Source organism: Engelhardtia mirabilis (genome assembly GCF_007748095.1).
In the GTDB taxonomy this organism is placed as follows: domain Bacteria; phylum Planctomycetota; class UBA1135; order UBA1135.
Window position 1 is genome coordinate 5,454,653 of record NZ_CP036287.1, and the last position, 15,614, is coordinate 5,470,266.

A 15,614-nucleotide genomic window follows, 5' to 3' on the forward strand; every position below is an offset into this window, starting at 1 on the left:
GTGGGATTGCCTCCGACTTGTCCTGTCAGCCCTGGTCAGGAGACCTTCCCGATCGAGCTTGGCGCCCCCATCGCCCTGTTCACCCTGACCTGCGTCGCGGCCGGCCGAGCGGTGCTCGTCGTCGACGGCAGTCCCGGGATCGTCGGCGTCATCCCGAGCGCCCAGGGGGCCATCGACGTAGGACGTCCGGGCGACACCATCGCGGCACGGCCGAGCAGCTTCCACTCGGCAACGATGGTCTGGAAGTCGCTGACCCAGTTCGGCGTCCGCGGCTCGGACGGGACCGTCCCGCAGCTCGCCAGCGTCATGGTCGACGCCCCGGCGGCGGGCGGGCAGTTGGCGGTGTCGAGGCTCACCGTGACCGACGGGCCCGTGGTCGCGACTCGCAGCGCGGGCGGCGCGTCGACCTGCGTGATCGACTCGACTTCGGTGAGCCAGGGATTCACGGCCCAGGACCGGGTCGCTGCGGTGCGCCTGTCGGGCTCGACGATCCGCGAGGATCGGCCTCCTCGACGACTCTCTTCGGCGGTCGAAGCCGTCAAGCGGAGCCTGGTGATCCAGGAGGCCGGCCGAGCAGGGCCATCCGGAGCATGGAGGGAGATCGCCAGGCGTCGTTGTGGGCCGTGGCACGAGCTCGAAACTCTCTACCAGCCGCACCACGGTTCGAAGCACGGCCTCCCAGCATGCCGACGACACCTCGCCCACCCGTCAGCCGCCGACCTGTGCCCCACGGCCGCATCGCCCGCGATCGACGGGGACCTACCGGCCTGCATGCCCCTTCCGGGCGAGCTCGACCTGGATGGCGCAACGCGCGTCCAGGGCGACACAGCGGACCTGGGTCGCGACGAGACGTCGCCCTGCGGTCCGCGGGCGACGCGCACCCGAGCGGAGCGGGGGGCCGCGTCGACGGACTCCCCGGTTCGTCTCGGGTCCCGGTGCCGCGCAATGACAGGGGTCGCCCAGAGACCGGCCGCTCGAGGATCGGTCCCCAGGCGGGCCAGATCGCGGGCTCTGCTCCTGCGCCGGGGGACCGCGAGCACCGGGGACGGTAAGCTCCCGCCCCGGTTTCTCCGCGTGCGTCCGAACCGGGTCGGCGGGCGAACTCCACCCGGAGGTCGGATGGCCCCGCCCGCAGGCCGGGCGAGGAATAGGGTCGGACGGGAACCGTAAGGTCGTCGTCTCCGTAAGCCTGGTCAGCGGCGCGAGCTGTGCGATCGGTCCTGCGCCGGGACAGACGCGGCCGCGCCCGAGTGGGCTGCCGCAGTCGCCCACTGAACGCGCCCCCTGGGCACCCGACCGCGCCCCACGCCCCTGCCTCCGTCGGTGTCCCCGCCGGCGGCCCGATCCTACCTCGCCTCCCCGTGCCGATGCTCCACAGTCGCCCCCCCCGCCAGGACCCGTCCAGCTCCAGCCTGAGGGGGTCGATCGCGGCGGCCTCGTTGACCCTCATCGTGGCCCTCGCGGGATGCACCAAGGGGCAGGAGCGCAGCCCCGAAGTCTCGGCCGCCGCCGACCAGGGCATGCGCGAGCGCCAGGCAGCGCGGGTCGTGACCATCCCCGTGGCGCGGCGCGAGATGGTGCGCCTGCTCGAGACCACCAGCGTGGTCGAGTCGGAGACCGAGATCGACGTGGTGCCCCGCGCGTCCGGGCTGGTGACCCACGTGCTCGTTGAAGAGGGCGACGAAGTCGAGGCCGGTCAGGTCCTGGCGCGGCTCGACTCGCGCGAGGAGACCATGGCCCTGCGCGACTCGCAGATCGCCCTGGAGGAGGCCGAGCACGCGGTGACCACCGCCGCCGTGGCCGTGGCCGAGGCCGAGAGCCGCATCGCCACCGCCCAGAGCGCCCTCGAGCAGGCCGAGCGCGACTACCAGCGCGACGTGGCCCTGCGGACGGGCGGCGCGAACCCCTTCGGTTCGGTCTCCGAGCGCACGGTCGAGGCCAGCAAGCTCGCCCGCGACCAGGCCGAGCAGGAGCTGGCCCAGTCCCAGCTCGCCCTGCAGCGGGCCAAGGCCGACGAGGGCGCCGCGCGCACCTCGGTCACCCGCGCCCAGGTCACCAGCGAGCGCGCCGAGCTGACCCTCGAGCGCATGACGATCACCGCCCCCATCACCGGGCGCGTGGCCTCGCGCGACGTGCGCGTGGGCGCCACCGTCGACATGGCCCAGCCGGTGTTCCGGATCACCGACACCGCCAAGCTGCGCACGGTCTTCTACCGACCCCAGCGCGAGTTGAGCCTGTTCCGCACCGCCGGGGACGACGACGGGGGCCTGGAGCTGACCGCCACCGCCGAGGCGGCGCCCGGCGCCGTCTTCCGAGGTCACATCGAGCGCACCAGCCCGACCATCGACGCGACCTCGGGCTCGTTCCGCGTCACCGCGGGGCTCGAGCGTTACCCCGAAGAGGGGCCCGAGGCCGGCGCCCTGCTGCCGGGCATGTTGGCCCGCATCCGCATCGTCACCGACCGGCGCCCCGGCGCCCTGGCGGTGCCCAAGCGCGCGGTGCGGCGCGAGGGTGAACAGTCCTTCGTCCAGGTGGCCGACGGCGGCGTGGCGCGGCGGGTGCTCGTGGCCGAGGGCTACTCGGACGACGAGTACGTCGAGCTGCGCCTGGAGCCGGGCGCCGAGCTGGCCGTCGGCGACCGGGTGATCGTGGTCGGCGGGCGCGACCTCGAGGAGGGCGACGCGGTGACCGAGGGCGACGAATCGGCCAAGGCCATCGCGGACCAGGCACTGGCCGCGTCCCAGGCGAGCGAGTTCGCGAGCGAGGACGGCGCAGTCGCGTCCGACCGGGCAGCCGACGGTCCCGACAGCGGCGGCGGTGCCGGCAGCGAGAGCACCGACAGCAACAGCGGCGACGGCCGATGAGCCCCAGCCCCACGACGCCCGCGGGTGAGCCCCGCGGCGCCCTGGCCTTCGTCACCCGACGGCCGGTGGCGATCACCATGCTCATGCTCTCGCTGGGCGTGTTCGGGGTGGTCTCCTTCTTCAAGCTGAGCCAGGACCTGCTGCCCGAGATCAGCTACCCGACGCTGACCGTGCGCACGAGCTGGCCCGGCTCCGCGCCCGAGGACGTGGAGCAGCGCATCTCGACCCGCATCCAGGAGGCCCTCAACGCCCTGCCGGGGGTCGTGCGCTCGAGCTCGACCAGCCGCGCCGGGGTCTCCGACGTGCTGCTCGAGTACACCTGGGGCACGCCCATGACCTTCGCGGTCCAGGACGTGCGCGAGCAGCTCGACGGGGTCTTCCTGCCGGACGGCGCCGAGCGGCCGCTGATCCTGCGCTACGACCCGAACCTGGATCCTGTGCTGCGGATCGGCATGACCTCCTCGCGGGGCAACCAGTACGGCGCCTCGTCGTCGGTCGACACGCTGATCCAACTGCGCTGGCTGGCCGAGAACCGCATCAAGCGCGAGCTGGAGGCGATCGAAGGCGTGGCCGCCGTGCAGGTGCGCGGCGGGCTCGAGGAGGAGATCCACGTGGCCGTGGACCCGTTCCAACTCGCCGCGCGCGACATCGACCCCTCCGAGCTGGCCACGCGCCTGGCGCAAGAGAACGTCAACGCCTCGGGCGGCGCCCTGCGCGAGGGCTCGACCGAGTACATCGTCCGCACCGTCAACGAGTTCCTCAACCTGGAGGAGATCGCCGACCTGGCCATCGCCGAGCGCGGCGAGTCCGTTGTGCGCGTGCGCGACGTGGCGCGGGTCGAGCGCACCTACAAGAAGCGCGAAGTCGTCAGCCGCATCGACGGCGCCGAGGCCGTCGAGCTGGCGATCTACCGCGAGGCCGGCGCCAACATCGTGACCCTGGCCGAGCGCGTGCGCACGACCCTGTTCGGCACCGAGGAGCAGCAGCAAAAGGCCCAAGAGTTCGCCGGCCGCGGCGGCGACGGCGGCATGACCCTGGGCGACCGCGACGAGACCAACTACCTGGCCTTCAGGAACCGCGACACCTCGAACTTCACCCTGCTCTCCGACCAGTCGACCTTCATCGAGGACGCGGTCAACGACGTGCAGCAGGCGGCGGTGCTGGGCGCGATCTTCGCCGTGCTGGTGATCTGGACCTTCCTGCGCCGCCTGGCGCCGACGGTCATCATCGCCCTGGCGATTCCGATCTCGGTCGTGGTGACCTTCGCGCCCATGTACCTGAGTGGCGTCACGCTCAACATCATGTCCCTGGGCGGCCTGGCCCTGGGCGTGGGCATGTTGGTGGACAACGCGATCGTGGTACTCGAGTCGATCACCCGTTGCCGCGAGGAGGGCGATTGCCTCAACCAGGCGGCGGTGCGCGGCACGCGCGAGGTGGCCGGCGCGGTGACGGCCTCGACCCTGACCACCGTCTCGGTCTTCGCGCCGATCGTGTTCGTCAGCGGCGTGGCCGGTCAGATCTTCGGCGACCAGGCCCTGACCGTCGTCACGGCCCTCTCGGTCTCGCTGATCGTGGCGGTGCTGTTCATTCCGATGCTGGCCTCGCGCCCCTGGCTGGCCGGTGGTCAGAGCACCGAGCGCGCGCCCCTGCCCTCGATCTTCGCGGGGCTCGACTGGCGCGGCTTCGCCATCGTCGGCGCCCTCGCCGTGGTAGTCGGTCGCACGCTGCTGTGGATCGCCTCCTTCCTGCTGCGCGTGGTGGCCGGGGTCATCGGAGCGGTCTGGTGGGTCCTGTCGATCCCCGGGCGGGTCTTCTCGCGCGCCTTCGAAGTGGTCTGGGGCGCGGTCGAGCGCGGCTACGAGCAGTTCGTGCGCGGCGCCCTGGCCCTGCCCGTGTTGGTGCTCCTGGCCGTGGGCGCGATCGCCTGGCACGCGAGCCAGCGGGCCTCGAACCTGGGCGTCGAGCTCTTGCCCGAGATCCACCAGGGCGAGTTCACGGCCTTCGTGCAGCTCTACGTCGGCACGCCCCTCGAGACCACCGACGGCGTGCTCGACGGCTTGGCCAAGGAGATCGCCCTGCTCGACGGGGTCGCGACCACCGCGGCCACGGCAGGGGTCGAGGAGGACACGCTCACGCGCGACGTCGAGGGGCCGCACACCGGCCGCCTGACGGTCCGCATGGACGCCGATGCCGTTGGCGTCGAGGCCGAGAACGCCCTGGCCGACCACGTGCGCGACCTGGTGCGCGACCACCCGGCCGTGCGCTCGGTGGAGATTCGCAGGCCCACGCCCTTCGCCCTCGAAGCGCCGATCGCGATCGAGGTCCGCGGCCACGACCTGGAACGCCTGGGCGAGGTCTCCGAGGAGGTGCGCGAGCGCATCTCCGCCTTGGATAGCGTGGCCGACATGCGCTCGAGCCTGCGGCCGGGCTTCCCGGAGGTGCGCGTCACCTTCGACCGGGACAAGACCCTCGAGTACGGGCTCGACCTGGCCTCGGTCTCGACGCTCGTGCGCGATCAGGTGCTGGGCAACATCTCCACGCGCTTCACCCGCGGCGACGACCGCATCGACGTGCGCGTGATCGCCGACGACAAGATCCTGGCCACACTGGCCGACGTGATGGATCTGGTGATCAACCCGTCAAGCCCGCGGCCGGTGCCCCTGTCGGCCGTGGCCGACGTGCAGACCGTGCAAGGTCCGGCCGAGATCCGTCGCATCGGCAACAGCCGCGCGGTGGTGCTCGAGGCCGAGACCCGCGGCCTGGATCTGGGCGCCACGGCTTCGCTGATCGAAGCCGAGCTGCGCCAGATGCCGGCCACCGACGGCGTGGTCGTGGAGCTGGGCGGCCAGAAGCGCGAGATGGACGAGGCCCAGAGCTCGATGCGCTTCGCCCTGATCCTGGCGATCTTCCTGGTCTACGTGGTCATGGCCGCGCAGTTCGAGTCCCTGCTGCAGCCGCTGGTGATCCTGTTGACCGTGCCCCTGGCCGGGGTCGGGGTGGTCTACACCCTCGAGGCCCTGTCGATCCCCCTCTCGGTGGTGGTCTTCATCGGCCTGATCATGTTGGCCGGCATCGTGGTCAACAACGCAATCGTGCTGGTCGACCGCATCAACCAGAACCGCGGGCGCGGGCTGGAGCTGCACGAGGCCATCGTCGAGGCGGGCCGCGCGCGGCTGCGGCCGATCCTGATGACCACGGCGACCACAGCCCTGGGCCTGTTGCCGATGACCGGCTGGCTCGAGGGCCTGCCGCTGGTCGGCGAGCTGGGTTCCGGTGAGGGCGCCGAGCTGCGCGCTCCCATGGCCATCGCGGTCATCACCGGCCTGGTCGCGTCGACCCTGTTGACGCTCTTGGTGATCCCCACCGTGTACTCGCTCGTGGCCCGACTCGAGGGGCTCTTCGTCCGCAACCGGACCGCCTGAGGACTACGACCATGTCTGACTCCGAGGTTCCCGCGCCCGAGCGCTCCGATTCGCAACGATCCGAGCCGCAGGGCGCCGCGCTCGCCGGCTCCTCGGAGCAAGGCTCCCCCCAGGACGGCGACGGCTTCTTCGGCTTCACCGTGCTGCGTCCGATCGGGCTGCTGGTCGCCTTCGTGACCCTGCTCGTGGTCGGACTGATCTCCTACCAGCGCATCCCGCTGCAGTTGATGCCCTCGGGCTTCGCGGCCCAGCGCCTGTGGGTCTGGGTGCCCAACCCGGGGGCCAGCGCGCGCGAGAACGAGGAGAAGGTCGCGCGGGTGATCGAGGAGCAGCTGCGGACCCTGCCGGGCATCGACACGGTGCGCTCGGACTCGACCGAGGACCTGGTCCAGATCCGCATCAACTTCGACGCCTCGCAGCCGATCGACCTGATGAAGGCCGAGGTGCGCGACCGGCTCGAGCGGGCGCGGCCCAACCTGCCCTCGACCGTCGAGGACATCGGCACCTGGAGCGAGGATGCCGACCAACTGCCGATCTCGTGGTTCGGGATCCTGCACCCGGGCGATTCGGACCGCACCGACTTCCTCTTGAACGAGGTCGTCATCCCGCGCCTGGAGTCGATCGAGGGCGTGAGCAAGATCGACGTCTGGGGCGACCTGGCGGACTCCGTGCGGGTGCTGCTGGACGAGGATCGCGTGCGCGCCGCGAACATCGACATCGGCGACTTGATCGGTCGGCTGAGCCGCGACAACTTCGCCCAGCCCCTGGGCGAGATCGACGACGGCGGACGGCACTTCCTGCTGCGCGCGGACAGCCGCTTCAAGTCGCTGGAGGAGATCGAGCGCTACCCGATCGGCAACGGGCAGACCCTGGCCGACCTGGGCGAGGTGATCAAGGCCAAGAGCGTGCGCGACCAGCTCAGCCGCATCGACGGCAACTACTCCTACTTCGGCGTGGCCCAGAAGGAGAGCCAGGCCAACGCAGTCGACGCCAGTCGCGCCCTGGTGGCGGCGTTCAAAGAGCTGGAGCAGGACCCGCGCCTGGCAGGCGAGATCTCGTTCCTGCCCTTCTTCGTGCAGGGCGAGCTGATCGAGAACAGCCTGGCGCAGCTGCGCGCCACGGCCCTGTGGGGTGGTGGACTGGCGCTGCTCGTGCTCTTGGTGTTCCTGCGCCGCCTGCGCCTGACCCTGTGCGTGGCCCTGTCGATCCCCGTCTCGGCGCTCCTGGCCATCGCCTTCGAGTTCTTCAGCGGCGGCAGCTTCAACCTCTTGACGATGGTGGGCATCACGCTCGGCATCGGGATGCTGGTCGACAACTCGGTGGTCGTGGTCGAGAACATCGCGCGCCGCCGCAATGACGGCGAGGACGGCCTGCGCGCCGCCGTGACCGGCGCCCGTGAGATCGCCCTGGCCGTGACCCTGGCGACCATGACCACCGTGGTCGTCTTCCTGCCGATCATCTTCATGTCGGACGACCCGCGCGCGCGGGTGCTGTTCGGCGGCATCGGCATCCCCCTCTCGGTCTCGCTGATCTCGAGTCTGTTCGTGGCGGTTGTCTTCCTGCCGGTGGTCGCCGCGCGGGTGCTCGGGGACCGCGCCCCCTGGGTCGACCGGATCCTGGCCCCCGTGGCAGCGGTCGGTCGCGTTCCGGCGCGCCTGACCGGTCTGCTGGTCGGGGGTCTGCGCTGGGTGGCGCTGCAGGTCACGCGTGCGCTCTACGCCTTGATGGGCGTGGTCTTGTCGCTGCTCGCCCCGCGGCGGTTCCCGCTGGTCGGCTACCTGGTGCGCGGCGCCATCGCCCTGGCAGTGGTTTGGATCGCCGTGCCGTCGGCCCACCGTCAACTGGAGGGCGTCGCCGGCGTCGGGGCCCTGCCGGGGGGCAAGCAAGCCTTCCAGGTCGCTCCGCCGGCGACGGCCTACGTGCTGGGCGGGTTGTTCGCACTGGGCTTGATCGCCCTGCCGCCGCTGTTGCGCCGACGCGGCCGCAGCGCGCCCCGGCGACCGGTGCAACTCGTGCCGCGCTACGACTCCCTGCTCGACCTGACTCGCGAGGGCCAGCGGCGCGTCGTGGCCTGGGCCCTGCGTAATCGCGCGGCGTCGGTGGTGCTGGCCCTGGGCTCGATGCTGACGATCGTGATTCCCTTCTCGGGCATCGGCCTCGAAGCCCTGACCGAGGAGCAGAACACCGACTCGATCGGCTACGACCTCGACTTCGACACGGACTTCACCCTCGCCGAGGCCTCGGACGAGGTCGCGATCCACGAGCGCTTCCTGGACGAGATCAAGCCCGAGCTCGGCTTCGACCACTGGAGCACGCGCTTCTCCGAGCGCGGCGCCGACGTCGAGGTCTACTGGGACGAGCCCGTCCAGCCCAGCGAGCGCAAGGCCCTCGAGCGCCGCATGAAGGAGCTGGTGCCGCGCCCGCCCGGGCACATCGTCACCTTCTTCGACTCCGAGCGTGACGTCGACTTCAGCTCGGACTTCGCCGCCTTCGAGCTGCGCGGGCCCGACAGTCGCGTGCTGGCGGACCTCGGCGTGGAGGCCAAGCGCCTGCTCGAGGCCGTGCCCGGCCTGGGCGTGGTCAAGGGCCCCCTCGACGACTCCCCCAACCAGCTGCAGATCGGCATCGATCGCGACATGGCCCTCTCCATGGGGGTCAACTCCGAGATCGCCATGAACACGATCGCCTGGACCCTGCGCGGCTGGCCGCTGCCGCGCTACCAGGAGGAGGGTCGCGAGGTGCCCTTCCTGATCGAGTTCGACCAGGACGAGGTCGCCGGTCTGTCGACCGTGAAGGACCTACAGGTCTTCAACGGCGAGACGTCCGTGCCCCTGGCGTCGTTCTCGGCCCTGACCTTCGAGCCGGCCCCGCGCCGCATCCGTCGCATCGACGGCCAGACGACCTTCACCCTGACCGCCGAGGTCGAGGACACCCTGCGCCTGACCGAGCTGACCGAGCGCGGCTACGAGGCCCTGGCTGCGCTCGAGCTGCCGCGCGGCTATCGCCTGGGCACGGAGAACTCCGCCCGCGCGCGCCAGCAGGACGAGGCCGCCGAGATGCAGCGCGCGCTGCTGCTCTCGATCGTGCTGGTGTTCCTGTTGATGGGGATCCTGTTCGAGTCGGTGACCCTGCCCTTCTCGGTGCTGGTCACGATCCCTTACTCGATGCTGGGCGCGATCTGGACCCTGTACCTGACGGGTACGCCCATGGACATGCTGGGTTGGATCGGCTTGATCATCCTGGCCGGCGTGGTGGTCAACAACGGCATCGTGCTGATCGACCGCATCCACCGCCTGCGCCAGGAATACGGCGACGCCCGCCGCGACGAGGCCATCGTCGACGGCGCCGCCCAACGCGTGCGTCCGATCCTGATGACGGCCCTGACGACGGTCTTCGGCCTGATGCCGATGATCCTGGCCGAGGCCGCCACCGACGCCATCGACTACCGCGCCCTGGCGACCATCGTCGCCGGCGGCCTGGCGGCGAGCACGTTCTTCACCCTGTGGGTCGTGCCGCTCGCCTACAGCCTGATCGACGACGTGGAGGTCGCCACGCGCCGCGGGGTGAGCTGGGCGCTGACGCGGGGGAGTCGCACGGCCCCCGGGCCCGAGGGCCCGCAAGGCGCGGAGTTGTCGGGGACCCTGTAAGGACTTGGCGCGCGACTAGGCGTTCGTACCGTGCCAGGCACAAAACCGCCGCCTAACCCGGAGGGGCCCCAGCCGCCGAAGGTGGCTGGGGCCCCTCCGGGTTAGGCGGCGGTTTTGTGCCTGGCACGGTACGAACGCCTAGTCGCACCATGGGCACATGACCGATCCAACCCTGCATCCCATCGCCCTCGGCTTCCTCGGCAGCCTCGCCGCGGGATCGGCCACGGGGCTCGGGGCCCTGGGCGTGTTCGCGGTCAAGGACATCTCCGAGCGCCTGCGCTCCCTGCTCCTGGGCTCGGCCGCGGGGGTGATGCTCGCGGCGACGGTCTTCTCCCTGATCCTCCCGGGGCTCGAGGCCGGGGGTGAGCTGTACGGCAGCGAGCCCGCGGCCGTCGCCACGGTCTCGGCCGGGATCCTGGCCGGCGCCGTGGTCATCTGGTGGCTCAACCGCGTCGCGCCCCACGAGCACTTCGTGGTCGGGCGCGAGGGCCACAGCCGCCGCGAGCTGAGCCGCATCTGGCTGTTCGTGATCGCCATCGCGATCCACAACCTGCCCGAGGGCATGGCGGTCGGCGTCGGCTACGGGGGCGGCGAGATGGCCGACGGCAACGCCCTGGCCTTCGGCATCGGCCTGCAGAACATCCCCGAGGGCCTGGCCGTGGCGGTCAGCCTGGCCTCGGTCGGTTACTCGCGCCTGGCGGCCTTCGGCTGGTCCCTCTTGACCGGCCTGCTCGAGCCCCTGGGCGGCCTGGTCGGCGCGGCCGGCGTGGCCCTGGCCGAGCCGGCCCTGCCCTTCGGCCTGGGCTTCGCCGGTGGCGCGATGCTGTTCGTGATCAGCGACGAGATCATCCCCGAGACCCACCGCCGCGGCGACGAGGACCACGCCACCTTCGCTCTGGTGGGCGGCTTCCTGGTGATGATGGCCATGGACGTGCTCTTGGGCTGACGGCCCTGCCCGGGTCGTCGGGGTCAGCGGAGAATCCTCTCGATTCTCGTCTCCCCCGAAGCGGGGTGGGTCCCCAGCGGCCCTCGACGGCTTAGACTCTGCGGTCCGTCAGGGCGTCTCGAACTCTCTCCGAGCCCGCTGACCCTGTTCCATGGCTCTAGACAGCAACAGTTCCGCCGGCGCGAACGCGCGCCTGAAACCGGGCACCCGCATCGCAGCGGTGGTCTCGACCTACCACCACGACCTGACCGGGGCGATGTTGGAGTCGGCCCGCGATCACCTGATCGACTGCGGGCTCGACGCGGCCGATCTGATCGTGGTCCTGGCACCCGGCGCCTTCGAGCTGCCGATCCTGGCCCAGCGCCTGGCGCGTCGCAACGACGTGCACGCGGTGCTGTGCTTCGGTCTGGTGCTGAAGGGCGAGACCGAGCACGACCGACACATCGCCGGCGCGGTCGCCCACGGTTTGACCGACGTGGCGCTGCAGACCGACACTCCGGTGCTGTTCGGGCTCCTGACCACCAACACCCTCGAGCAGGCCCAGGCGCGCGCGCGGCGGGCGGGCGAGGGCGGGCTCGACAAGGGCCGCGAGGTGGCACGGGCCGCGGTCGCGGTGCTCGCCGGCCTGACCCAGATCGAACGACTCGAGCGTGGCGGCCGTGTGCGCGCGGAGATCAAGTCATGAAACGCCGCACCCGCGCCCGCGAACTCGCACTGCAGTTCCTCTACCAGGTCGACATCCGTGGCCGCGAGGTGAAGGACGAGCTCGACACCTTCCTGCGCGCCGAGGAGGCCGACCGCACGGCCTCTGAGTTCGCCGCGACGCTCGTGCGCGGAGCTCTCGAGCACCGCGACGAGATCGACGACCACATTCGCGCGGTCGCGCAGAACTGGGAGATCTCGCGCATGGCGGTGATCGATCGGAACGTGCTGCGCCTGGCGACCTTCGAGCTCCTGTTCCGCGACGACATCCCGCCCAAGGTCTCGATCAACGAGGCCATCGAGCTCGGCAAGCGCTTCTCGACCGCGAACTCCGGCGGCTTCATCAACGGCGTGCTGGACAAGGTCAAGGATCGCTCCAAGAGCCGTCCGGCGCCGCCGGCCGTGGTCGATCCGCTGGTCGCCCCCGAACACGGCGACTGACGCACAACGCCCATGGGTCTCTTCGATCGGCTCAAGCAGCGCCTCACGCGCACCCGCACCGCCATTAGCGACGGCCTATCCGGCCTGTTCCGGGGCGGACGTGAGATCGACAACGAGCTCCTCGACGAGCTCGAGGAGATGCTCTTCACCTCGGACCTGGGTTCCGAGGCGATCGAGCTGGTCGACCAGCTCAAGCGCCAACACAAGCGCGGCGAGCTCAAGGGCGAGGACGACGTGCGCGCCAGCCTGCGGGCCGCGCTCTTGGAACGCCTCGACACGGAACCGGCCGAGATCGTGCTGGCCCACTCGCCCACCGTGGTTCTCGTGGTGGGCGTCAACGGGTCGGGTAAGACGACCTCGATCGCGAAGCTGGCCCAACGCTTCACCAGCCAGGGCAAGCGCGTGATCGTCGGCGCCGCCGACACCTTCCGCGCCGCCGCCGCCGACCAGCTCGAGATCTGGGCCGGCCGCGTGGGCTGCGACATCGTGCGCAAGAACGAAGGCGCCGATCCCGCCGCAGTCGCCTACGAGACCGTGGACCGCGCCCTGCGCGAGGGCCACGACCTGGTGATCATCGACACGGCCGGACGCCTGCACACCCAATCGAACCTGATGAAGGAGCTCGAAAAGGTGCGCCGGGTGGTGGCCAAGCGGCTCGAGGGCGCGCCCCACGAGGTGCTGCTGGTGATCGACGGGACCAACGGTCAGAACGCCATCAACCAGGCCAAGCAGTTCACCCAGTCGGCCGAGGTCACCGGCCTGGTGGTCGCCAAGCTGGACGGCACCGCCCGCGGCGGGGCGATCTTCGGCATCCGCCGCGAGCTGGGCCTGCCGGTGCGCTACATCGGGACCGGGGAAACCGTCGAGGCCCTGGAGGCCTTCGAGCCCCAGACCTTCGTGGACGCGATCCTGGCCGTGCGCCAGGTCAGCGCGAATTCCTGAGCGCCCGATCCCGGGAGCTCGAGCCCTGATCCCGGCCTGCAGGCCCCTTCCGCGCCCCCTCGCCGGCCCCGGGGACGCCTTCCTGCGCGGACCCGGGAAGGTCAGGGCGCTCGGAGCGTTCGGTCGAGGCCCGGCGGCGGCTGACCGCTCTCGCGGCTTCCCCTGCCCCCCGCCACCCGGCTCCCGACACAGGCTCGTCTTCAGGACCACAAGTCCTGCCCTAGAGCGCACTTGACGCATCCGGACTGCTGGAGTCCGATGCTCTCCGCCGATCGTCCCCCCCGATGACGCCCGATCCCACCACGGCGCCGAGCCGCGCCGGCCTGGCTGGCACCATCGCCCTCTTGGCAGCTCCCGCGCTGCTCGCGTGGCCGCTGCCCCGCGTCGTCTCCGGCTTCGATCCCCTGCCGCTGATCACTGGTGCGGGTTGGGCGACCCTCTCGGGGCTGGCCGCGGTGGTCGTGATCGCCCTCTCCATCACGCGTCTGCCGGTCGGAGCCCTGCTGGCGGTGCTGCCGGCGATCGCGCTGGTGGCCGGACACTTCCTCGGGGACCAGGTTCCGGCGCTGGAGAACTCGGCGCCCCTGTTCACCTTGGGCAGCGGCCTCGCGGTCTTCGTGGCCGCCTCCTGCCTCGACCGCGGCGAGCGACACACCCTGGTCAAGGGCCTGACGATCGTGTCCCTGCTCTACACCGTGCCGGCCCTCTTGGAAGCTGCCGTGGGCGCGAGCTCCGTCGGCCTGGCCGGCACCCTGCAGAACGTCGGTTCGACCAACCAAGCCGCCCTGCCCGGCGCCATTGCCGGCGCCTGGATCGGAATCTGCCGGCGCGGCGCCTGGCGCTGGATCGGCTTCACGGCCCTGGGCGCCTTCGCCGTGCACGCGGCCGTGAGCCCCGTGATCGCCGGCGGACTGGCCGCCGCCGCGGCCCTGGTCGCCGCGGCCCTCGGCTCGCCCTGGTGCCAAGAGATCCGGCGCATGCGCGGCGCCTTTGGCTCCGCGGCGGCGATGTTCGTGTTCGTGGCCATGCTCTCGGCCTTCCCCCACAACGACGACTCGCGCGCCGACGTCGGCAGCGGCGGTCCGGGTGTGGTCCTCGCCGTGGCCGACATCGATCCCGTCGAAGACGCGACCGCCCCGGACGACGACCTGGGCGGCGTCGGCGTGCGCCTGCGGATCTGGGGCGCCCTGCCGGCGATGGTCGCCGATGCCGGGCCCTTCGGCTTCGGACCGGGCGGCTTTCAGCGCAGCTTCCCGCCCTACCGCGACCCGGCAGAGGCCCGCGCCTCCGAGCTGAACGGCGAACTGGGAGCCGCGACCGAGGTCGAGCACGCCCACAACGATTGGTTCGAAGGCTTCGTCGAGCTGGGTTGGTTCGGCGGACTGGCTTGGTTCGCCTTCCTGGCCGCCTGCCTGGCAGCCGCCTGCGCCAGCATCACGGAGCGGGCCTTCGGCCGCGCGGCCTGCGCCGCCTGCGGCATCGCGGTGCTGGTCAACGCCGCCATGCACTCGAACCTGATCGCCAACCCCGCGGCGTCCCTGCAGGCCATGGCGGTCTTCGGCGTGGTCGCGGGGACGCGCTGGGGCGCGCCCCTGGGTCGCGGTCGCGCGCGGTTGGTCGCCCTCGCGCCGGTGGTCGTCGCCCTGGCGGCCCCGCTCGCACCCTGGCGGCTGGTGACCCATGGCAACGCCCTGGCTCGCAGCGTCCGCGCGAACCTGACCCTGGCCCAGGGTGGCCTGGGCGAGTCCGAAGCCGCGGCGACGCGCGCGCGCGCGACCCAGGCCCTCGACGCGGCCCTCGTCGCCAGCGGCCGGACCAGCTCCACCGCCCTCGAGTTGGCGTTGATCGACGCGCGGCGCGCCGGCGACTCCCAGCTCGTCGCGGTGCTCGGCGAGCGTCTGCACGCGGTGCGCCCCTTCTCGGCCAACGCTCACACCCAGCGGGGCCTGGCGGCGATCGCCATCGGCGACCTGCGAGCGGCGCGCATCGCCTTCCAGGAAGCCGCGGCCCTGCGCCCCCACGATCCGGCCTGCGCCTTCAACGAGGTGCGCGTGACCCTGCAGTCGGGCCTCGCGACAGCCGCCCTCGATGCGGCCCGCGCCGCGGTCGCGCGAGGCGCCCTCGACTCCGAGCGCGTGAGCGCCCTGGCCCGCGACGCCCAGCTCGGCGGTTGGGTCGGACCGCAGACGGCGCGCGAACTCCTGGAGCTGGCTGGCAAGCCCTTGACCCCCGACGACCTGATCGAGCGGGCCGACAAGCTGCGCGACCAATCGGGCACGACACCGACGGTTGCCGCCCTGGAGTCGATGGCCCAACACTTGTGGGGTCGCGAGCACGCCCAGGTGGGCAACTACGGCATCGCCGTGCGCAGCTACCGCCAGGCCTGGCGCGCCTCCTGCGACGCGGGGCAACCGGGCTCGCCCCTGCTGCGACTCGAACTGGCCGCCGCCGAGCGCCTGTCGGGCAACCCAGAGCGCGCCGAGGTGCTGCTCGAAGCGTCCGTGCCCGAGGGTCAAGTGACCCTCGACCTGCCCCACTGGGCCGTGGGCGCGCTGGCGAACTGACGGGCCCGGGAAGGGGCCACCACCGCGCCCGGACCCACCTCCGGGTCCCGCTGCGTCCGGGATATGGATCGGATCCGTCCAGACCC

9 protein-coding genes are annotated in these 15,614 nt (G+C 71.6%); 8 read left to right on the forward strand and 1 reads right to left on the reverse strand.

From position 1 onward, the window contains the following. Positions 1 to 35 precede the first annotated feature (35 nt). Positions 36 to 356, reverse strand: a complete 321-nt coding sequence (locus Pla133_RS20110) for a hypothetical protein (RefSeq protein WP_145068565.1) — start codon at positions 354 to 356, stop codon at positions 36 to 38. Between the two features lie 1,011 nt (positions 357 to 1,367). Here Pla133_RS20110 and Pla133_RS20115 point away from each other — a divergent pair. The 8 genes from Pla133_RS20115 (at position 1,368) to Pla133_RS20150 (ending at position 15,528) form a co-directional block, all read left to right on the forward strand. Then, positions 1,368 to 2,864, forward strand: coding sequence for an efflux RND transporter periplasmic adaptor subunit (locus Pla133_RS20115; RefSeq protein ID WP_145068567.1), 1,497 nt, complete (start codon positions 1,368 to 1,370; stop codon positions 2,862 to 2,864). After that, complete coding sequence (locus Pla133_RS20120) at positions 2,861 to 6,286, forward strand: efflux RND transporter permease subunit (protein WP_145068569.1); 3,426 nt, start codon at positions 2,861 to 2,863, stop codon at positions 6,284 to 6,286. Before Pla133_RS20115 ends, Pla133_RS20120 begins: the two co-directional genes overlap by 4 nt. An 11-nt stretch (positions 6,287 to 6,297) precedes the next feature. Further along, positions 6,298 to 9,933 carry an efflux RND transporter permease subunit gene (locus Pla133_RS20125; RefSeq protein ID WP_145068571.1) on the forward strand — a complete coding sequence of 1,212 codons (3,636 nt, stop codon included), beginning with the start codon at positions 6,298 to 6,300 and terminating at the stop codon, positions 9,931 to 9,933. A 157-nt stretch (positions 9,934 to 10,090) separates the two neighbouring features. Further along, positions 10,091 to 10,879 carry a ZIP family metal transporter gene (locus Pla133_RS20130; protein ID WP_145068573.1) on the forward strand — a complete coding sequence of 263 codons (789 nt, stop codon included), beginning with the start codon at positions 10,091 to 10,093 and terminating at the stop codon, positions 10,877 to 10,879. A gap of 151 nt (positions 10,880 to 11,030) precedes the next feature. Beyond that, positions 11,031 to 11,564 carry a 6,7-dimethyl-8-ribityllumazine synthase gene (gene ribH / locus Pla133_RS20135; RefSeq protein ID WP_145068575.1) on the forward strand — a complete coding sequence of 178 codons (534 nt, stop codon included), beginning with the start codon at positions 11,031 to 11,033 and terminating at the stop codon, positions 11,562 to 11,564. Continuing rightward, a complete protein-coding gene (gene nusB, locus Pla133_RS20140) occupies positions 11,561 to 12,022 on the forward strand; it encodes a transcription antitermination factor NusB (RefSeq protein WP_145068577.1) in 462 nt (153 codons plus the stop codon). Before ribH ends, nusB begins: the two co-directional genes overlap by 4 nt. 12 nt (positions 12,023 to 12,034) lie before the next feature. Next, positions 12,035 to 12,964, forward strand: coding sequence for a signal recognition particle-docking protein FtsY (gene ftsY / locus Pla133_RS20145; protein ID WP_145068578.1), 930 nt, complete (start codon positions 12,035 to 12,037; stop codon positions 12,962 to 12,964). 284 nt (positions 12,965 to 13,248) lie between these two features. Further along, positions 13,249 to 15,528 (forward strand): hypothetical protein, encoded by a 2,280-nt coding sequence (locus tag Pla133_RS20150; RefSeq protein ID WP_145068580.1) that lies wholly within the window; start codon positions 13,249 to 13,251, stop codon positions 15,526 to 15,528. Positions 15,529 to 15,614: the final 86 nt, after the last annotated feature.